Source organism: Tenacibaculum geojense (genome assembly GCF_042676005.1).
Lineage (GTDB): Bacteria > Bacteroidota > Bacteroidia > Flavobacteriales > Flavobacteriaceae > Polaribacter > Polaribacter geojense.
Map to the genome: position 1 here is coordinate 51,578 of NZ_JBHTJR010000014.1, position 20,968 is coordinate 72,545.

The following is a 20,968-nucleotide window of genomic DNA, read 5'->3' on the forward strand; positions in this document are numbered from 1 at the left end:
TTTATGCAAGAACAATTTTTTAAAGAAGCATTAACTGCTGATATTTTCAAATATATTTCCGAGGCTACAGAAAAATTAAACTTAGAAAGTTATGTTATAGGTGGCTTTGTTCGTGATTTTATTTTAAAAAGAGGTACAGCTAAAGATATAGATGTTGTAGCTGTTGGAAGCGGTATTGAATTAGCAGAAAAGGTAGCAAGCTTACTACCTAACAAACCAAAAGTTCAAGTATTTAAAACATACGGAACTGCCATGCTTCGATATAAAGATTTAGAAGTAGAATTTGTGGGGGCTAGAAAAGAATCATATTCTGAAGATAGTAGAAACCCCAAAGTATCATCAGGAACACTTCAAGACGATCAGAATAGAAGAGATTTTACGATTAATGCATTAGCTTTAAGTTTAAATGCCTCTAATTTCGGTAAATTATTAGATCCTTTTAATGGTTTAAAAGACTTAGAAAACAAATTAATAAAAACTCCTTTAGATCCTGATATAACCTATTCTGATGATCCATTAAGAATGCTTCGAGCTATACGATTTGCAACACAATTAAATTTCACTATAGAAAACGCTTCTTTACAAGCAATATCAACCAATGCAAATAGACTCGCAATTATTACTAAAGAAAGAGTAGTGGATGAGTTGCATAAAATACTGAGTTCACCTATTCCTTCAATTGGTTTTTTGCATTTAGAAAAGACAGGTTTGTTAGATTTGATTATGCCAGAACTTACAGCTTTAAAAGGAGTTGAGGAAGTAGAAGGACAAAAACATAAAGATAACTTTTATCATACTTTAGAAGTGGTAGATAATATTGCTCAAAATACAGAAGATGTTTGGTTACGTTGGGCGGCTTTATTACATGATATTGGTAAAGCACCTACCAAGAAGTTTAGTAAAAAAGTAGGTTGGACTTTTCATTCGCACGAATTTGTTGGATCTAAAATGGTTTTCAAACTTTTTAAACGATTAAAAATGCCATTGAACAATAAAATGAAATTTGTTCAAAAGATGGTGTTATTAAGTTCTAGACCTATTGTGTTAGCTTCAGAAGTAACAGACTCTGCTGTTCGAAGATTAATTTTTGATGCAGGAGATGACATTGAAAGTTTAATGACTTTGTGTGAAGCAGATATTACCACAAAAAATCCAAAAAAGTTTAAAAGATATCATAAAAACTTTGAGTTAGTAAGAGATAAGATTAAAGAAGTTGAGGAAAGAGATCGTGTAAGGAATTTTCAACCACCTATTACAGGTGAAGAAATAATGAAAACTTTTAATCTAAAGCCATGTAGGGAAATAGGGCAAATAAAAGAAGCTATTAAAGAAGCTATTTTAGACGGTAAAATACCTAATGAATATGATGCTTCTCATAAATTTATGGTAAAAAAAGGAGAAGAATTAGGATTAAGCATTTTTAAATAGGTTATCAATTTTTTTGGAACAATTTTCCCAAGAATAATCTAATACAGTTTCTCTAATATTAATTTTTATATTATCCGCTTTTTTGATTAAATCAATTACTGTTTCATAGTTATCATTACTATCAAATAAAAATCCGTTCTTTCCGTGCTCTATAATGTCCGGACAAAATCCAGTTTTGGTAGCAACGGGCACACAGTTTGAAAGCATAGATTCTAAGATAGGTACAGGCCCACCTTCTAATATAGATGGTGAGATAAAAGTATCTATTTTAGCATATAAATCCGGAAATTCCGAATAATCCTTGTTGTTATGATAGGTAAAGTTCTTTAAACTTTGTAATTCATTAAATTTTTCAAAGTTTTCCCAATTCTTACCAAAAATATGGAAGTGTTTTTCTGGCATGTTTTTGATAATTTGAAAGGTTAATTCTGGATTTTTTCGGATACCAAAATTAGAACAAAAACCAACATCTCCACCTTTTCTGTCATGATAATAGAAAAAATTTGGGTCTGATGCGATATGAATTACTTCTAGCTTATAGGGTTTAATTCCAATATCTATTAAATCTTGTTTGACTTTTGAGTTTAAGCAAATTACCTTATCGGCTAGGTTCAAGCACCAAGCAATATGAGTTTTAGAATATGAAGTTGTGTAATGCTCATGTGTAAACATCACAATATTCTTTTTAGTAAGTATTTGTGGATTATGTCGAATAGCTCTACAAAAATAATGTGGATAGATAAAGAAATATCCATCAGCTTCTGGTAAATTTCTTAATTTAGCATGAAAATAAGGGGATGCATTTAACGATGAATGCTGAGACAATCTTCTAACTTTAGTTCCAAAAATCCAATCTTTATCAGCTTCTCTTGCTACATAAATTAATTTTTCAATAGTATTACTACTATTTTTAATAAATTTTGATTTTAAAATAGCAAGTAAGTATTTCCATTTATAAACAATATTAAAGATTAAAAATTCTTTCATTAGTCTATATTTTGAAGAGAAACTAATTTAAAATATTCTCCACTTTTATTTAATAACTCATAGTGTTTTCCTTGTTCTACAATCTTACCTTTTCGCATTACAACAATATTATCTGCAAATTGTATGGTAGATAACCTATGAGCAATTACTAATGAAGTTCTATTAACCATCATTTTTTCTAAAGCAGATTGTACCAATTTTTCAGATTCAGTATCTAAAGCGGATGTTGCTTCATCAAGAATCATAATAGGAGGGTTTTTTAAGACAGCTCTTGCTATAGATAAACGTTGTTTTTGCCCACCAGATAATTTATTTCCGCTATCACCAATATTTGATTGGTAACCATTTGGTAAATCTTTAATAAATTCATGAGCATTTGCTATGTTAGCTGCACTCAAAATTTCTTCATTGTCAGCATTTTGTTTACCAAGTTTAATGTTTTCTTCAATAGAGTCGTTGAATAAAATTGAATCTTGTGTTACAATTCCCATTAAATTTAATAATGATTTTTTAGAAATTGTTTTGATATTTATACCATCAATTAAAATTTCACCTTTATCAACATCGTAGAAACGAGTAATTAGATTAGCAAGAGTAGATTTACCACTTCCTGACTGACCGACCAATGCAACAGATTTTCCTTTCGGTATTGTTAAAGAAAAATCTTTTAAAACGTAATCATTTTCATATTTAAACCAAACATTTTTAAACTCTATATTATGATTAAATGTAGTTTTATTAATGGCGTTAGGAGTGTCTTTTAACTCATCATTTGATTCTAATATTTCAAGAATTCTTTCTGCAGCTGCATTTCCTTTTTTGATGGTGTAGCTTGCTTTAGAAATTGATTTTGCTGGCGTTATAATATTGTAAGCAAAACCAAGAAATGTTAACAATCCATCTCCACCTAATGTTTTATCTACTAAAACAATTTTGCCTCCGTACCATATTAAAATACAAAACACAATAACGCCTAAAATTTCACTTACAGGTCCAGCTAGTTGCGTTCTAATCATTAATTTATTAAGAAGTTTTTCGAAACGAGAGGTTGAAGATTGGAATTTGTTATTAAAAACATTTTCAGCATTAAAGCCTTTTATAACTTTTAGTCCTTGTAAAGTTTCATCTAAAATTGATAAAAAATGACCTTGTTCAGCTTGAACTTTATCTGATGTTTTTTTTAGATTCTTACCTATTATATTAATTATAAAACCTGCAATAGGAATAAAAATGAATATAAAAATTGTTAGTTTAACACTAAAAAGTAACATCATCACTACTGATATAATGATCATTATTGGATCTCTGAAAATTAATTCAAGTATTGATAAAAAGGAATAGTGCACTTCAATTACATCATTTCCAATACGTGCCATAACATCACCTTTTCTTTTTTCAGAATAAAAAGATATTGGTAATGATATTGTTTTATTATAAAGATCGTTTCTTAAATCTTTTAGAACACCGTTTTTTAAAAATGTGATAAAATAAAAACCGAAGTAGCTAAATAAATTTTTAAATACAAAAGTTACAATTATTAATAAAGTAACTATGACTAGTGCTTTGGAAGGATTTTCCTGGACTAATTGATCTGTGTAATAGCTTAATGACTCGTTAACATAAGCATTTAATTTACTAAAACCTTTATAAATTGGTTTAGTAATCTCTTTATTTTTATTTTCTTCAAATAAAACTTTTAAAAGAGGCATTAATACCACAAATGATAGTGCAGAAAATATAGCATATAATATGTTGAAAAAAATATTTAAAAATGCAAAACTTTTGTATGGTTTTGCATATCGTAAAATTTTCTTAAAATGTTCCATTAAATTCCTAATTGTTTAACAATACGTTGAATTTTTTTATCTAAAAGAGGTTCTTTTTGTTTAACTTCTTCAACGTTATTTACATTGGATTTTACACTAATGTAAAACTTAATTTTTGGCTCAGTACCGCTAGGTCTGCAAGCTACTTTGGTACCCTTATCAGTTTCATATATCAAAACATTAGAGCTTGGTACCGTTATTTTTTCTTCTAAACCAGTAATTAAATTTCTTCTGATAGAAGATTGGTAATCATTTAAATAAACAACTTGCTCGCCATCTATAACAGATAGTGGATTGTTTCTAAAATCAATCATCATTTGTTTTATTTCTTGAGCTCCTTCCATACCTTTCTTCACTAAAGAAACTAAATGTTCTTTATAAAAACTATGCTTAATGTATATATTTAGTAGTTCATCATAAAACGAACTATTTTTAGCTTTAGCATCAGCTGCTATTTCACAAGCTAATAGGGCAGAGGTTACCGCATCTTTATCTCTAACAAAATCACCAACCATGTAACCAAAACTTTCTTCTCCACCACCAATAAATTCCTGGTTAGGAAAATCTTTAATCATTTTAGCGATCCATTTAAAACCAGTTAAACCAACTTTAGTTTCTACGTTATAACTATCTGCTATTTCATTAACCAAATTAGTAGATACAATAGTAGAACCTATAAATTGTTTCCCATTTAACTTTCCTTTATTTTCCCATTGTTGTATTAAAAAACTTGTCATTAAACTCATGGTTTGGTTTCCGTTTAATAACTTCATATTTCCTTCTAAATCTCTAACAGCTATTCCAACTCTATCAGAATCTGGATCAGTTCCAATTACAATATCAGCATTATGTTTATTAGCTAAATCAACAGCCATTTCTAACGCTTCAGGTTCTTCAGGGTTAGGTGACTTTACAGTTGGGAAATCACCATTAGGTTCTGCTTGTTCTTCAACAACATACACTTGTGTATAGCCAGCTCTTTTTAAAACCTCCGGAATTAATTTGATTGAAGTTCCGTGCAAAGAAGTAAATACAATTTTTAGGTTTTCTCTACCTTTTACATCAAAAGTTCCATTTTTTAAAGATGCGTTCCAAAAAGCTTCATCTAATTCTTGACCAACATATGTTATTAATTGATCATTATTTTTGTAATTAATGTCGCTGTAAGTAAGCTTATTAACTTCAGCTATAATTTCTTTATCCTCAGGAGGTACAATTTGTCCACCATCAGTCCAGTAAACCTTATATCCATTGTATTCTGGAGGGTTATGAGAAGCGGTTAAAACAATACCTGCATGACAATTTAAATAATTAACAGCAAAAGATAATTCTGGAGTAGGACGTAATTCTTCAAATAAAAATACTTGTATATTATTAGCAGTAAGTACATCTGCAACTAACTTAGAAAATTCTTTACTATTATGTCTGCAATCATAAGCAATGGCCACTTTAATAGTTTCTTTTGGATATGATTTTTGCAAGTAATTACTCAGACCTTGCGTTGCTTTTCCTAGGGTATATTTATTAATCCTATTAGTACCAGAGCCCATAATTCCACGCATACCTCCAGTACCAAATTCTGCATCTTTATAAAATCGATCGTTTAAATCTTCAGCATTGGTATTAATAAGGTTTTCTACTTCTTTTTGAGTTTCAGCGTCAAAAGGTGCTGCCAACCATTGTTTAGCTTTTTCAATTATATCTTTCATAGGAAAATGTTTAGATGTTAAACAAAGATAATGCTTATAAGTTAAGTTTTTCTTTGATTTTATAGTGTTTTTCTTGTGGGTTTGCTTTGATGATAAGCTCTCCTAAAAAGCCCGCTAAAAATAATAACGTACCAATAATCATAGATGTTAAAGCTATGTAAAACCAAGGATTACTAGTAACAAGAATAGTTTTTGTACCTTGAGATACTCTATATAATTTCATAGCTCCAATAAAAAAGGCGGCAAAAAAACCAACAAGAAACATTAATGTGCCGTAGAGTCCAAAAAAATGCATTGGTCTTTTTCCAAATTTAGATAAAAAGGAGATAGTTATTAAGTCTAAAAAACCATTAATAAAACGATCCATACCAAATTTAGTAACACCATATTTTCTAGCCTGGTGTTGAACTACTTTTTCACCAATTCTAGTGAAGCCTTCATTTTTTGCTAAAACAGGTATGTAACGATGCATTTCACCACTAACTTTAACTGTTTTAATAACTTCGTTTTTGTAAGCTTTAAGTCCGCAATTAAAATCATTTAATGATAAACCTGAAGTTTTACGAGCTGCCCAATTAAATAATTTTGAAGGAATATTTTTAGTAATAACGTTGTCATAACGTTTTTTCTTCCAGCCAGAAACTAAATCGTAATTTTTTGTGGTAATTAAATTGTATAAACCAGGTATTTCATCGGGGCTATCTTGTAAATCGGCATCCATTGTAATTACAACATCACCTTGTGCAATAGAAAAACCTGCATCTAAAGCTTGAGATTTACCATAGTTTTTTTGAAAACGGATTCCTTTTACCTGACTGTATTGTTGAGATAATTTATTAATAATGTCCCAAGAAGTATCAGTACTTCCATCATCAATAAATATAACTTCATATAAAAACTGATTGGATTGCATGGTATTTGCAATCCAATCATATAATTCTTGTAAAGATTCTTCTTCGTTTAAAAGTGGTATTACTACCGATATATGCATACTAAATGTTTAAGTATAGATGGGCAAATTTACAATTTACCTTTTATATTTCCTTTTAAAAGAATATTAATATTGTTCTTCTTCCGATTTTTTCATTACTGCCCCAGCTATTGCAGAAACTATAAATCCACCTATAGCAGAACCTATTATTCCAAAAGCGGCCATTAATAATGGAGAAGAAAATTTTTGCCCCATTGCCATAGAAGCTTCTATTTGTTCTTCACTCATCCCTTGATCTAATAATTTTTGTTCCTGTAATTCCATTACTTGAGCTAAGAAGTCAGGCTCAATAAAGTTCATGAAAACAAAGTTATAAATAGCACCAAGTAATGCAGAGAAAATTGCAATTCCTACACCAATTTTTACAGCTTCCCCAAAAGAAAGAAAACCACCGTTATTTTGCTTAAATTTTTTAATAGCTAAAACGATTAAAACTATAAAAGCAATAAAGCTGATAGCACCTACAGACCAATGAGGTTCAAAATGATTTCCCATTGCGTACATAACTAGATTAAGCATTATGCTAATTCCTGCAAGTAAAGCACCATTGTTAATGATTATACTTTTAAAATTTGTTTGATTTTCCATTGATTAATTTTTGATTAGTTGTTGAACAAATATATACTTTTTATTAAATGTTGTGGTTTATTATTTTTTCACCATAACAATATATTAGTAATCAATATTTTAAAAATGTTACAAAAAAAAGAAGTAAATTTATTGTTAATTATTAAAAAATGATTGTAAATTTGCAGCGGCAAGTTCTACACAACCAGCTCCCTTTGAATCCCCCAGGGCGGGAACGCAGCAAGGGTATTAGGTCGTAGCGGTGTGATGTAGGTAGCTTGCCTTTTTTTGTGCCCTAAATTTTCTGTAAGTTTTATTTTCTTGGGTGATATTTTTCAACAACTTCTTGTAAATACTTTCTATCTAAATGCACGTAAATTTCTGTGGTTGTAATACTTTCATGTCCTAATAATTGTTGTATTACACGCAAATCTGCTCCGTTTTGTAATAAATGTGTTGCAAAAGAGTGTCGTAATGTGTGTGGACCAATTTTCTTTTTTAAGTTAGTTATGCTAGCAAGGTTTTTTAAAACTATAAATATCATTTGTCTGGTAAGTCTTTTACCTCTTCTGTTTAAGAAAATAATATCCTCATCTTCTTTAATAGGAGTTTCTTGTTTTCTAAAATTCTGAATATAAGTGACTAATAAATTACTAGTAGATATATGAATTGGCACAAACCTATATTTGTCACCTTTACCTAAAACTCTTATAAAACCTTCTTCTAAAAATAAATCTGATAATTTTAAATTAATTAATTCACTAACACGTAAACCACAACCATAAATTAACTCAATAATAGTTTTGTTTCTTTCTCCTTGTGGATGACTTAAATCTATATGTGCGATAAGAAGATTAATTTCTTCTTCAGTTAATGCATCTGGTAATTTTAAACCTATTTTAGGTGTTTCTATTAAATCTAAAGGATTATCTTCTCTATAATTTTCAAAAATTAAATAATCAAAAAAACTTCGTAAACCAGATATTACTCTAGCCTGACTTCTAGGATTTACTTTTTTACTTAAATCATAAATAAATTCTTGAACTTCTGATTTATTGATATTAATAGGAGAGGAGTTTTCAAAATAATTGTACAGTTTTAAAACATCACGCTCATAACTTTTTATAGAATTATCAGATAAACCTCTTTCTATAGTGAGGTATAAAGTATAGTCTTTAATGAGTGATAGCCAGTTCAATATCTTAGTAATTTTAATAGTTACAAAAGTACTACTGTTTTTAATATAACCTGTGTTTTTACACAGGTTAAGTTAAATTAACAAAAAATAGTTTCGACAATTGAAACATATTGATACATTTGCCGCTGAAAAATTTTAAATATAAAAATGAAAAAATTACTATTATCAATTGCTATGATCGCAGTAGGATTTACTGCATCTGCACAAGGATTTGAAAAAAGCGACGTTTATTTAACAGGTACTGTTGGGTTTAATAATGAATCTCTAGGAGATTTTAGTTCTTCATTATTTACCTTTTCACCAAGCGCAGGTTATTTTGTAAGTGAGAATATTGCTTTAGAATTAGGTTTAACTTTTGCTTCAGGTGAAAATGAAGCAACTGATACAGAAGCTAGTGTTTTTGGAGTAGGATTAGGCGCTAGTTACTTTTTTACACCTTCAGAAAAGTTTTCTTTTATTGTAGGAGCTGGATTTAGTTACTCTAATGAATCTTCTGAAGAATTCGGAGTAGAACAACCTGATCAAAGTATATTTGGTTTTACAGTATCACCAGGTATAAATTATTTTATTTCTGAATCATTTGCTTTAAGAGCTTCAATTGGAGCTTTATCATATAGAAACACTAGTGTTGATATTGATGGGGCTGATTCAATAAATAATTTTGGATTAAACTTAAACTTATCAAATATAGAGTTAGGTTTAACTTATAAATTCTAATTAAAATTATAGATTATAATATAATCAAATAAAGGAAGCCTAACAGCTTCCTTTTTTTATTAAAAAAATCAAATTATCTATCTTTAAAAAAATTTTGATAATTCAACCAAAAGAATATCTTTGTCACCAATAAAAATCAAATTATTATTATGAAAAAACTTTTATTATCAATTGCTATGGTAGCAGTAGGGTTTACTGCAAACGCACAAAAAAATGTAGTTAAAGCAAACCCATTAGGTTTGGCTATTGGTGTAGCTGAACTATCTTATGAAAGAGCAGTATCTGAAAAACAATCTTTTGAATTAGGTATTGCTTATTCAAGTTTTGATGTTACAGGAGATGGAGGAGACAAAGTAGAAACAAGTTCAATAGGAGCAGAAGGGAAGTATAAATTCTATTTTTCTTCAGATAAAGACGCACCAAGAGGTTGGTACGCTGCCCCTTTTGTTAGCTATTCTACGTCATCTGTAGATAACGACGGTACAAAAGGAGATATAAATGCATTTGCTGGTGGAGCTTTAGCTGGATACCAATGGGTATTTGGTGGAGGAGATTCTGGTTTTGCTTTGGATTTAAATTTTGGAGCACAATATATGTCGGTATCAACTAGCGGAAATATTTCATCAGTAAGTATTGATGGATTTTTACCAAGATTAGGTGTATCTTTAGGATATGCTTGGTAAATATTTATAATATTTATTGCAAAAAAAGGAAGCTCTAGAGCTTCCTTTTTTTTATATCTGATGTTTATATTTTTATATCTTAGCAGGAAATTAATACATAATTATGAAAAAAGTACTACCCCTTATTTTTACTTTGTTTTCATTCACTTTTTATGCCCAAGATAGTTTTAATTTAGGTGTTCACGGTGGATTTACTGTTGATAAATCTAAAGAGTTTTCTTCTTTAGGTGTTAGTTTAGATGTGAATTATTTATTAGATCTTAGTGAAGATTTTAATGCTGGAGGATTTATAGGTTATGTTCATTTTTTACCAAAAGATGATTTAGAAGCTAGAGCTTATATTCCTGTTGGTGGTGCTATTAGGTTTAATTCTATTGATGAATATTTTTATGTTGGTGGTGATTTAGGTTTTGCCATAGGAATATCACCAGATGGTGATAACGGAGGTGTTTATTTTAGACCTTTATTAGGTTATAAAATAACAAACTCTTTTAAAGTAGATTTATCGTACACTGTTATTAAAAAGAGAGTACCTACCTATAGTTTTATAGGTTTAGGACTTGTTTTTGATTTTAACGGAAGCAGCAATTATTACGCTTATTAATATTTTAACTAAACAGGAAGCTATGGCTTCCTATTTTTATTTATGAAAATTTTAATTATAAACGGACCAAACTTAAATTTATTAGGTAAAAGAGAGCCTGAAATTTATGGGAATAAAACTTTTGAAGATTATTTTGAAACCTTACAAGCTAAATTTTCAAATGTATCTTTATCTTATTATCAATCTAATATAGAAGGTGAGTTAATAGATAAAATTCACGAAGTAGGTTTTACTTATGATGGCATTGTGCTAAATGCTGCTGCTTATACACATACATCTGTAGCTATTGCTGATGCAATTAAAGCTATAACAACTCCGGTAATAGAAGTACATATTTCTAATACTTACGCAAGAGAATCATTCAGGCATAAAAGCTATATTTCACCTAATGCCAAAGGAATTATCTGCGGTTTTGGTTTAAAAAGTTACCATTTAGCTATTGAAAGCTTTTTGTAAAGAAAAGCATATCTCACTACCATTAATATCAATAAAGGTAGTAACTGCCACGTAAATAATTGAATTTTAGTGAACCATACAATAGGAATTAAATATAAAATACTCATTAAAAATAAAAGATATTTTACTATCCATTTTTTAGGTTGATCTTGTAACATTAAAAAAGCAATAAAGCTATTTAAAGGAAATGCCCATAAAATATTAAAGTTATTTGGTGCTGTAGAGTGATTTGTGAAAAACCATAAAAAAACAATAACAATACCAGCTATCCCCGAAAAAAAGAATATTAAAAAATCTAACCACTTACTTCTTTTAGCGTTTTTATAATCTTTATAGGTTATAAATAAAGCTATCATTAAAAAAACTAAAAAAACAATAAACGGACTTAAAGCCGCTGGTTTAGAATCTTTTGTTTTATAATCTAATAAAACGGTTGTTTTTTTTACCAAGTTTACTGTTTTGTTGTCTCTTTTAATTTTTGCCGCTGCCAAAGCACTAAAAACATAATCGGGTAAATACATTCTAGATTGTAACGTAGTTATTTGATCTAATTTACTACCTAATGCGATATTAATACCAAAGCTTCCCCAAGTATTAACGTTAATCTTTTCATTCATTAACTCACGAAAAGACTTATTTTCTGTTATAATGCTATCATTGTAAACTAAAGCGTTTCCAAGTGTTTTTTCAATAATGTCTCTTGGTTTTGTAGCACAATTATCAAAAAAAGGATCATAAAAATAAGTAGCATTTTCAGGTTTAGCATTGTTTTGTAAAAAATAAAATACGGCAGTTTTTTCTTTTTGAGTAAGATTTAATATTTGTTCTTTCACCCACCTTTTATCTTCTTTAGCGCTTTTTAAAGCATAATGAAAAGGATACGCAGCAAGTTTATATTTCATATAACCTTTTACAAAATTTAGCTCAAAATTAGGAGCGTTAAAATCGAACATTCCGTAATTATATAAAGCATCTAATTGTAAAACAGGGTCTTTTACACGAATTGCTGTATGACCAAATTTTTCATATAAATTATCACCAGGTCCAGAGGTAATTATACTTATGTTTGAAAATTTTGATAATTGTACGTTTTGAGATAAAACAGAAGTTATTGTACTTAAAAGTAATATTAAGGTTAGTTTTTTTAAAGTCATAATTATCTATAAAAACTATAATCAAATTTAATTGTGAATATGTTAGAATATAAGGCATTACCTGTGCTACCAATGTTTGTTAACGCATAATCTATTTGTATTCCTTTATATTTAAAACCTAAACCGAAGTTAGGCTGAACTGCTATAGAAGAGCTACCGTCAAATTCTTCAGTATTTTGAAAATTACCAACACCAGCTCTTAAAAACACCATGTTTTCAAAATCTAGTTGAAAACCTAAAGCCGGATCAACGCTAACAAACTCGGAACTAAATATATCATTAGTTTTTGCAAATCTCATATTTAAGTCAAATTCCGTTTGTAAACCAAAGTCTCTTCCAATTGTAAATTTTCTTGCCACACCTAGTTGTACTTTTGGTTTAGTGATTTCTGTGGTTTCTGGTAATTCTTGATTTTGGTCGGGAATAGCATCTCTTATTTTTTCAAACTCTTCTTCATTTATAGCCCAAGAGTTAAAGGTTGTGGTTATGTCTCTTACCATTAATCCAAATTCCCAGTTGTTTCTTTTAAATTGAATTCCGGCATCGAAACCAAAACCCCATGAAGTTGCAAAGTCTCCAATAATTCGTCTAATAATTTTAGCATTCGCTCCAAACTGAAATCCATCTAAAATCATTTTTCTAGCATAAGAAAAAGTAAAGGCATAATCAGCAGCAGAAAATAATTGAATTCGATTGTAATCTATATTTCCTTCACTGTCTATTAATTCTGTGGTATTTAAAATATCATCAACTCCAAATCGTATTAAAGATAAACCTAAAGCACTTTTATTGTCTATTGGCATTGCAAAACCCGCAAAATTATAATTAGCAATTCCGGCAAAATATGAAGCGTGCATTAGTGAGCCTTCATAGTCTTTAACAGCTACTAAACCAGCAGGATTCCAATACGTGGCGTTTACATTATTAGAAGTAGCAACTACTGTTTTACTCATACCTAAAGCTGCTGCATCGACACCAATATTTAAAAATTCATTAGAATAATTTCTAAATTGAGTAAACCCATTTATTGATAGTAGAAAACAGAAAATAAGTGTTAATTTTTTCAAACTTTAGTAACGAATTATAATATATATTAAACTCGCAATTTAAGGCTTTATTATGAATGTTGATGAATACCTATTTGATCTTTTATAAAATTTAGTATTTGAGTTTCTAGCCAATAGTTATTAGCTCCAAAACTAGACATAAAACCTACGTGACCTCCATATTTTGGCAACATTAAATAGAAGTTATTTATGTTTTTTGCATAGTTGATTGGGTAACATTCATCTGATAAAAATGTATCGTCTAACGAATTAATTAATAATACAGGTAGTTTTATATTAGGTATAAAGGGTTTGCTGCTTGCTTTTTTCCAATAATCTAATGAATTTTTAAAACCAAAAACAGGAACTGTATATTGTTTTTCTAAATGTTTAAATTGTGTTGCTTTTAATAAAAGCTCTTTATTTAATTTAAAATCCGGATGTTTTGCTGCTTTTTGAAGAATTTTAAGCTTCATAGTACGTAAAAATTCATGCAGATAAATTTTATTTTTAAGCTTATGAAGCTCAGCCTGAGAAGTTGTTAAATCTACTGGTACAGAAACAGCAATTCCTCCTTTTACTTGGTTTGGGATTTGTTTATACTCTCCTAAATACTTTAAAGTTAAATTGCCTCCCAAACTAAATCCGCAAATAATAATATTTTTATATTGATAATTATTAGTTAAATAGTTAATTATAAAATCTACATCATCTGTTTTTCCACTATGATAGGTTTCTAATAATAAATTATCTTCACCACTACAACCTCTTAAATTCATGCATACGGTGTCAAAACCATTTAAATTTAAGTATTTAGAAGTAGTAATCATGTATTTAGAATTAGCACTTCCTTCTAAACCATGAATTAATAACACTAACGAATTAGAATTTACAGTTGAAAAATCTAAATCAATAAAATCATTATCCCATGTATTTATCCTTTTTCTAGTGTATTTAATGGTTTCTTTTATAAATAAAGGTCTGTATAAAGTATTAAAATGAGCACTTTTAAATGGGAGAGTAGGAGAGAAATTAGTTGTTAGTATGGGCATATTTTGAAAACAATTTTGATGAAAATACTAAAAAAATCAATCTATTTTATATTTTCGTGAAAAATCATGAATCAATGAAAATTAAAAACTTTATTCCTAATTTATTAACGTTAGGTAACGCTTTTTGTGGAACCTTAGCGGTTATTTTTGCTGTTAAAGGCGATTTTTATGCTACTGCCTTATTGGTAACCTTTGGAATTGCTTTTGATTTTTTTGATGGTTTTGCTGCTAGATTATTAAATGTCCAAGGTGAATTAGGTAAACAGTTAGATAGTTTGGCTGATATGATTACTAGTGGAGTAGTACCCGGTATTGTAATGATGCAATTGTTAATTAATGCTTTAGATAAAGATGCTGTTGGATATTTTGGTGTAGATGAATACGGGCAGTCAGGTAGTAATTTACCGTATATTGGTTTATTAATTACGCTTTTTGCTTGCTATCGCTTGGCAAAATTTAATATTGATACTAGACAATCTGATAGTTTTATAGGCTTGCCAACACCAGCTACTAGTTTATTTGTAATATCACTACCAATTATTTTGGAGTACTCTGATTATGATATTGTTTTATCATTAATCAATAATCCTATTTTTTTAATTTTAGTCACTCTTGTATTAAGTGTATTAATGGTTTCTGAATTACCATTATTTTCTTTAAAGTTTAAAACATTTACTTTAAAAGATAATCTTATTAAATATGTGTTTTTATTAATAAGTATCATTTTATTAACCGTTTTTCAATTGGTTGCTATACCTGCTATTATTATTGTATACATACTAATCTCGGTATTAAGTAACTTTAAAAATAAAAGAGTATAACAACAAATTAAGCTAACAATAAAAAAGCCGCAATATTGCGGCTTTTTTATTGTTCTGGATTAAATATATTTAGAATAAAATTATAATTTTCAAGGTTTAGTTTATCTTCTGAAAATATTTTACTTTCATTTTTATTAAGAATGTAATTTGTACTACTTGTAAAATCAAAGTTTTCATTGTTTCTGTTGGTAATTACTAACTTATCATTTCTTTTTTCAAAATTACACCAATCATTGTAGTTTGCTATTTTGCTATAATTATGATCAGATATTTTTACATTTCCTCTAAAGCTTGCTAACTCTAGCGCTAAAGACATATTAATAAAATCAGAGAAAGCAATTGTATCAGATAGAATTACTAAATAGTTTTTTATATTCCCTTTTTCTCGATATAATTTGAATCCTTTTCTTAATTTTTGAGTATTACAGGCATTTGAAAAAGCATTAATTATTTGATCTTCATTACCATTTTCAACAATAAAATGATTACTGGTAATATTAGTTATATTATCAAAGTTCTTCTTTTTAAGCTCAAAATCTTTACCTAAATATACTTTTCTAACTGTTTCATCTGCAGCTAATTCCTCTGGCGTACCTTCTTTTAAAATACCACCATTGTACATTAAATAGGTACGATCTGTAATAGCTAAAGTAGCTTGAACATCATGGTCGGTAATTAGAATCCCAATATTTTTATTTTTAAGTTGGGCTACAATTCCTTGAATATCTTCTACTGCAATTGGATCAACTCCAGCAAAAGGCTCATCCAATAAAATAAATTTAGGATCAGAAGCTAGGCAACGAGCAATTTCTGTTCTTCTTCGCTCACCTCCCGACAATAAATCTCCTCTGTTTTTTCTAACATGACCTAAACTAAATTCTTCAATAAGTTCTTCTAATCGTTGTTTACATTCAGCTTTGGTTCTGTTTGTAAATTCTAAAACAGACATGATATTGTCTTCTACAGATAGTTTTCTAAATACTGATGCTTCTTGTGCTAAATATCCAATTCCTTTTTGAGCACGTTTATACATTGCGTCTTCGGTAATTTCATCATCTTCTAAATAAATGTTTCCTTCATTAGGCTTTATCATTCCAACTATCATGTAAAAAGATGTAGTTTTACCAGCACCATTAGGGCCTAGTAAACCAATTATTTCTCCTTGCTCTACTTGTAATGATATGCCTTTAACAACCTTTCGACTACCGTAAACTTTTTGTATGTTATCTGCTCTTAAAATCATCTAATATTTTTTAATTCTGTTTTGTTAAGCTTTGCTATCTTCCTCTAAAGCTTCCCAAAATTCCACAGCTCTTCTTAAATGAGGAATAACAATTGTTCCTCCAACTAAGGTAGCAATAGACATTGTTTCCATCATTTCTTCTTTGGTTACACCACTCTTATAAGCAGTTTCTAAATGATACGCAATACAATCATCACAACGTAAAACAGCAGATGCAACTAAACCTAATAGCTCTTTTGTTTTTGTAGATAAATGACCTTCTGCATAAGCATTGGTATCTAAATTAAATATTCTTTTGATTACTTTATTATCTCCTGATAATATTTTTTCGTTCATTTTAGAACGATAATTATTGAACTCTTGGACTTTGTTTGACATTTTTTTGTTCTTTTTTTAATACATACTTAGATACATATATACCTATTTCATACAAGAACATAATAGGTACAGCAACTATAATTTGACTAGCAATATCTGGCGGTGTAATAATTGCTGATAAAATTAACACCAATACTAGCGCGTGTTTTCTATATTTTTTTAAAAATTCTGGAGTAACTAAACCTATTTTAGTTAAAAAGAATATAATTATAGGGAGCTCAAAAAATAAAGCAACACCAATTAAAGTGTTAGTCACTAAGCTTATATAAGCATCTACCTTAAAAATGTTTTGAACTTTATCTGAAATTTGAAAATTATAAAAGAAATATACAGATAATGGTATGATGACAAAATAACTAAATAAAACTCCTAAAAAGAATAGGAAAGAGGTATAAAAAATAAACCCTTTAGATTTTTTACGTTCATTTTCTAATAACCCTGGGGCAATAAATCGCCAAATTTCCCATAAAATATAAGGAAAAGCTATTATAAAACCAATGATTAATGATGACCAAATAGCCGTCATTAATTGTTGAGTAGGATTAACACTTTGTAATGTTTGATCTAACGAGATATTACAAAAACTGCTATCTACACCAACACTTGCAAAAGCATTACAGAAAAACTCATACGTAGCAAAATCAGGTTTTAGGTGTGCTAACAAAATTTCATCAAAGAAAAATTGAATGTACACAAAAACAATAATAGCAATAATGAAAATTGCTGAAAAACTTCTTACCAAATGCCATCTTAATTCCTCGAGATGGTCTAAAAAAGACATTTCTTTTTCTGCCATATTAAAAAATACCTTCTTTAATTAAATCGTGTAAATGAACAACACCTACATAGTTCTGATTAGTGTCTGTAACTAATATTTGGGTAATATTATTGTTTTCTAAAGTATCAAGAGCATCTACTGCCATAGCATCAACATCTATAGTTTTAGGGTTTTTACTCATGATATCATCAGCAGTAAGCTCATCAATTTTTGTTGTTTTATTTAACATTCTTCTAATGTCACCGTCTGTTATAATACCTATAATATTGTTATCATTATTAACAACAGCTGTAACACCCAATCTTTTTTCAGAAATTTCAACAATAACTTTAGATACTGAATCTGTAGCAAGTACTTTAGGTATCTCATTTTTACTTATTAAATCAGATACACGTAAATATAAACGTTTCCCTAAAGCACCACCTGGATGATATTTAGCAAAATCTTTACTTGTAAATCCTCGTAATTCTAACAAACAAACAGCCAAAGCATCTCCTAATACTAATTGTGCAGTAGTACTAGTTGTAGGAGCTAAATTATTTGGACAAGCTTCTTTTTCAACAAAAGAATTTAAAAGAAAATCAGCATTTTTACCTAAAAATGAATCTGGATTTCCGGTTATAGCAATTATTTTATTATTTGAATTTTTAATTAACGGAACCAATACCTTAATTTCAGGAGTATTTCCGCTTTTTGAAATACAGATAACAACATCATTTTGCTGCACATTACCTAAATCACCATGAATAGCATCGGCAGCATGCATAAAAACAGCTGGAGTACCCGTAGAATTCATGGTAGCAACTATTTTATTGGCAATATTTGCACTTTTACCAATACCTGTAACAATTACTCTTCCGTCAGAATTTAATATGAACTTAACGGCTTCAACAAAAGAATTGTCTAATAAATTCGTTAAATTAGCAATAGCGTTACTTTGTAACATGATGGTTTCTTGAGCAGTAGCTAAAATTGCGCTTGTTTCTTTCAAGTTTGATAAATTTTACGTTTTTTCGAAGCGTAAAAATAACAATATTTTGGGGAAGGAGGCTTTATATAAAAGAAACTTTATTGTAAAATATGTTAATATTTTTTGTAATTTAGTCAGCCTTTTTAAAACGTTGGGAACAGAAGATGATGAGTAAAGAAATTGATTTATACGGAGCATTAAAAAAGTTTTTTGGTTTTGATCAGTTCAAAGGACTTCAAGAAGATGTAGTTAAGAGTATATTAAACAATCAAAATACCTTTGTAATTATGCCAACAGGTGGTGGTAAATCCTTATGCTACCAGCTACCTGCTTTAATGAAAGATGGTACAGCCATAGTAATATCTCCGTTAATAGCACTGATGAAAAATCAGGTAGATGCTATTCGTGGTATTTCTGAAACTCATGGTATTGCCCATGTTTTAAATTCTTCTTTAAATAAATCAGAAATTGCACAAGTAAAAAGTGATATTCAATCTGGAGTAACCAAGTTATTATATGTAGCTCCAGAATCTTTAATTAAAGAGGAATACGCCGAGTTTTTAAGAAGCCAAAACATCTCATTTGTTGCGATTGATGAAGCACATTGTATTTCTGAATGGGGTCATGATTTTAGACCTGAATACAGAAATCTTAAAAATATTATAAAACAAATAGATAATGTTCCTGTAATAGGATTAACTGCAACTGCTACAGAAAAGGTACAAGAAGATATTTTAAAAACTTTAGGAATTACTGATGCTAATGTTTTCAAGGCTTCTTTTAACAGGCCTAATTTATTTTACGAAGTACGTCCTAAAACTAAAGATGTTGAAAAAGATATTATACGTTTTGTAAAACAAAACCTAGGGAAATCTGGAATCGTATATTGTTTAAGTAGAAAAAAAGTAGAAGAAGTAGCTCAAGTACTTCAAGTAAACGGTATTAATGCAGTTCCTTACCATGCGGGTTTAGATGCAAAAACAAGAGCAAAACATCAAGATATGTTTTTGATGGAAGATTGTGATGTTGTTGTAGCAACTATTGCTTTTGGTATGGGGATAGATAAGCCAGATGTTAGATATGTTATCCATCATGATATTCCAAAAAGTTTAGAAAGTTATTATCAAGAAACAGGAAGAGCTGGTAGAGATGGAGGAGAAGGACATTGTTTAACGTTTTATTCCTATAAAGATATTGAGAAATTAGAGAAGTTTATGGCAAACAAACCTGTTGCTGAACAAGAAATTGGTCATGCTTTACTACAGGAAATTGTTGGATATGCTGAAACTTCAATGAATAGAAGAAAGTATTTATTACATTATTTCGGAGAAGAGTTTGATGAAGTAAATGGTGAAGGTGCTGATATGGATGATAATATGAAAAATCCTAAGAAAAAGCACGAGGCATCAGAAGATGTAGTTAAACTTTTATCTGTTATATCAAAAACTAACGAAATGTATAAGGCTAAAGAGATAGTCAATACATTAATTGGTAAAGATAATGCACTATTAAAATCACATAAAACACACGAACAGCCATTTTTTGGAATAGGAAAAGATAAATCCGACCATTATTGGATGGCTTTAATACGTCAAGTTTTAGTTGTTAAATATCTTAAAAAAGAAATAGAACAATACGGTGTTTTAAAAGTTACAGATATTGGAAAATCATATTTAGAAAATCCTTCATCGTTTATGATGACTGAAGATCATAAATATGATACAGATGATAGCGGAATAATAGTAAACCAAAAATCGTCAGCTATTGGTATTGACGATAAATTAGTGTCAATGCTAAAGGAACTGCGTAAAAAAGTTGGTAAACAACAAGGCGTACCACCGTTTGCAGTTTTTCAAGACCCTTCTATAAATGATATGGCTTTAAAATACCCTATAGATTTAGAGGAGTTATCAAAAGTTCATGGAGTAGGTGAAGGTAAAGCAAAAAAATATGGTAAAGAGTTTGTTAAACTCATTGCTAATTATGTAAAAGATAATGATATAACACGTCCAGACGATCTTATTGTAAAAAGTACAGGTGTAAACTCTGGTTTAAAGTTATATATTATTCAAAACACAGACAGAAAACTACCACTAGAAGACATAGCTAGCTCTAAAGGATTAGAAATGGGCGAGCTTATTAAAGAAATGGAGGCTATAGTTTACTCTGGAACAAAGCTTAATATAGATTATGCCATTGATGATTTGTTAGATGAAGATCAACAAGAAGAAATACATGAGTATTTTATGGAAGCAGAGAGTGATGGTATACAAGAAGCATTAGATGAGTTTGATGGTGATTATGATGATGAAGAATTACGTTTAATGCGAATTAAATTTACAAGTGATATTGCAAATTAA

At 29.2% G+C, this 20,968-nt stretch carries 19 protein-coding genes, 1 other RNA gene and 1 pseudogene; 8 read left to right on the forward strand and 13 right to left on the reverse strand.

The features are described 5' to 3' along the window. Window positions 1-3 precede the first annotated feature (3 nt). A complete protein-coding gene (locus tag ACFQ1U_RS00910; protein WP_386104350.1) occupies window positions 4-1,428 on the forward strand; it encodes a CCA tRNA nucleotidyltransferase in 1,425 nt (474 codons plus the stop codon). Here ACFQ1U_RS00910 and ACFQ1U_RS00915 read toward each other — a convergent pair. From ACFQ1U_RS00915 to ACFQ1U_RS00935, 5 genes are all read right to left on the reverse strand, one after another. Then, a complete protein-coding gene (locus tag ACFQ1U_RS00915; protein WP_386104352.1) occupies window positions 1,411-2,415 on the reverse strand; it encodes a glycosyltransferase family 4 protein in 1,005 nt (334 codons plus the stop codon). The genes ACFQ1U_RS00910 and ACFQ1U_RS00915 overlap by 18 nt on opposite strands. Then, window positions 2,415-4,241: an ABC transporter ATP-binding protein gene (locus tag ACFQ1U_RS00920; RefSeq protein ID WP_386104354.1), complete on the reverse strand. Its 1,827-nt coding sequence runs from the start codon at window positions 4,239-4,241 to the stop codon at window positions 2,415-2,417. The genes ACFQ1U_RS00915 and ACFQ1U_RS00920 overlap by 1 nt, the downstream gene beginning before the upstream one ends. Beyond that, entirely contained in the window at window positions 4,241-5,950 is a 1,710-nt protein-coding gene (locus ACFQ1U_RS00925) for a phospho-sugar mutase (protein WP_386104357.1), read from the reverse strand. Before ACFQ1U_RS00925 ends, ACFQ1U_RS00920 begins: the two co-directional genes overlap by 1 nt. Before the next feature lie 34 nt (window positions 5,951-5,984). Further along, on the reverse strand, window positions 5,985-6,941 hold the full coding sequence (locus ACFQ1U_RS00930; RefSeq protein WP_386104360.1) for a glycosyltransferase family 2 protein: 957 nt from the start codon (window positions 6,939-6,941) through the stop codon (window positions 5,985-5,987). A gap of 66 nt (window positions 6,942-7,007) precedes the next feature. Beyond that, window positions 7,008-7,529: a DUF4199 domain-containing protein gene (locus tag ACFQ1U_RS00935; protein WP_386104362.1), complete on the reverse strand. Its 522-nt coding sequence runs from the start codon at window positions 7,527-7,529 to the stop codon at window positions 7,008-7,010. A gap of 167 nt (window positions 7,530-7,696) precedes the next feature. Here ACFQ1U_RS00935 and ffs point away from each other — a divergent pair. Then, window positions 7,697-7,795: signal recognition particle sRNA small type (gene ffs, locus ACFQ1U_RS00940), an RNA gene on the forward strand. A 26-nt stretch (window positions 7,796-7,821) separates the two neighbouring features. Here ffs and xerA read toward each other — a convergent pair. Then, entirely contained in the window at window positions 7,822-8,706 is an 885-nt protein-coding gene (gene xerA / locus ACFQ1U_RS00945; RefSeq protein ID WP_386104364.1) for a site-specific tyrosine recombinase/integron integrase, read from the reverse strand. A gap of 147 nt (window positions 8,707-8,853) precedes the next feature. On the opposite strand from xerA, the gene ACFQ1U_RS00950 reads away from it, so the two are divergent. From ACFQ1U_RS00950 to aroQ, 4 genes are all read left to right on the forward strand, one after another. Beyond that, window positions 8,854-9,423 carry a porin family protein gene (locus ACFQ1U_RS00950; protein WP_386104366.1) on the forward strand — a complete coding sequence of 190 codons (570 nt, stop codon included), beginning with the start codon at window positions 8,854-8,856 and terminating at the stop codon, window positions 9,421-9,423. A gap of 149 nt (window positions 9,424-9,572) precedes the next feature. Continuing rightward, window positions 9,573-10,106, forward strand: coding sequence for a DUF3575 domain-containing protein (locus tag ACFQ1U_RS00955; protein ID WP_386104368.1), 534 nt, complete (start codon window positions 9,573-9,575; stop codon window positions 10,104-10,106). A gap of 103 nt (window positions 10,107-10,209) precedes the next feature. Then, the gene (locus ACFQ1U_RS00960; RefSeq protein WP_386104370.1) at window positions 10,210-10,710 is read left to right on the forward strand and encodes a hypothetical protein; all 501 of its coding nucleotides are present in this window, start codon (window positions 10,210-10,212) and stop codon (window positions 10,708-10,710) included. 42 nt (window positions 10,711-10,752) lie between these two features. Next, entirely contained in the window at window positions 10,753-11,166 is a 414-nt protein-coding gene (gene aroQ / locus ACFQ1U_RS00965; RefSeq protein WP_386104372.1) for a type II 3-dehydroquinate dehydratase, read from the forward strand. Here aroQ and ACFQ1U_RS00970 read toward each other — a convergent pair. The 3 genes from ACFQ1U_RS00970 to ACFQ1U_RS00980 are packed head-to-tail and all read right to left on the reverse strand — an operon-like array spanning window position 11,136 to window position 14,418. Next, window positions 11,136-12,320 carry a lipoprotein N-acyltransferase Lnb domain-containing protein gene (locus ACFQ1U_RS00970; protein WP_386104374.1) on the reverse strand — a complete coding sequence of 395 codons (1,185 nt, stop codon included), beginning with the start codon at window positions 12,318-12,320 and terminating at the stop codon, window positions 11,136-11,138. The genes aroQ and ACFQ1U_RS00970 overlap by 31 nt on opposite strands. Window positions 12,321-12,322: 2 nt before the next feature. After that, window positions 12,323-13,387, reverse strand: a complete 1,065-nt coding sequence (locus ACFQ1U_RS00975) for a putative type IX sorting system protein PorV2 (protein ID WP_386104376.1) — start codon at window positions 13,385-13,387, stop codon at window positions 12,323-12,325. 50 nt (window positions 13,388-13,437) lie between these two features. After that, complete coding sequence (locus ACFQ1U_RS00980) at window positions 13,438-14,418, reverse strand: YheT family hydrolase (protein ID WP_386104378.1); 981 nt, start codon at window positions 14,416-14,418, stop codon at window positions 13,438-13,440. A gap of 80 nt (window positions 14,419-14,498) precedes the next feature. On the opposite strand from ACFQ1U_RS00980, the gene ACFQ1U_RS00985 reads away from it, so the two are divergent. Next, the gene (locus tag ACFQ1U_RS00985; protein WP_386104850.1) at window positions 14,499-15,239 is read left to right on the forward strand and encodes a CDP-alcohol phosphatidyltransferase family protein; all 741 of its coding nucleotides are present in this window, start codon (window positions 14,499-14,501) and stop codon (window positions 15,237-15,239) included. A 508-nt stretch (window positions 15,240-15,747) separates the two neighbouring features. On the opposite strand, the pseudogene lptB reads toward ACFQ1U_RS00985, so the two are convergent. From lptB to ACFQ1U_RS01005, 4 genes and pseudogenes are all read right to left on the reverse strand, one after another. Continuing rightward, window positions 15,748-16,482, reverse strand: a pseudogene (gene lptB, locus ACFQ1U_RS00990) (LPS export ABC transporter ATP-binding protein); the annotation flags it as partial. 24 nt (window positions 16,483-16,506) lie between these two features. Beyond that, the gene (locus ACFQ1U_RS00995) at window positions 16,507-16,860 is read right to left on the reverse strand and encodes a carboxymuconolactone decarboxylase family protein (RefSeq protein WP_386104380.1); all 354 of its coding nucleotides are present in this window, start codon (window positions 16,858-16,860) and stop codon (window positions 16,507-16,509) included. Continuing rightward, entirely contained in the window at window positions 16,832-17,656 is an 825-nt protein-coding gene (gene tatC / locus ACFQ1U_RS01000) for a twin-arginine translocase subunit TatC (RefSeq protein ID WP_386104382.1), read from the reverse strand. Before tatC ends, ACFQ1U_RS00995 begins: the two co-directional genes overlap by 29 nt. 1 nt (window position 17,657) lies before the next feature. After that, a complete protein-coding gene (locus ACFQ1U_RS01005) occupies window positions 17,658-18,629 on the reverse strand; it encodes a KpsF/GutQ family sugar-phosphate isomerase (RefSeq protein ID WP_386104384.1) in 972 nt (323 codons plus the stop codon). A gap of 143 nt (window positions 18,630-18,772) precedes the next feature. Between ACFQ1U_RS01005 and recQ the strand changes: the two genes are divergently transcribed. Then, window positions 18,773-20,968 (forward strand): DNA helicase RecQ, encoded by a 2,196-nt coding sequence (gene recQ, locus ACFQ1U_RS01010; protein ID WP_386104386.1) that lies wholly within the window; start codon window positions 18,773-18,775, stop codon window positions 20,966-20,968.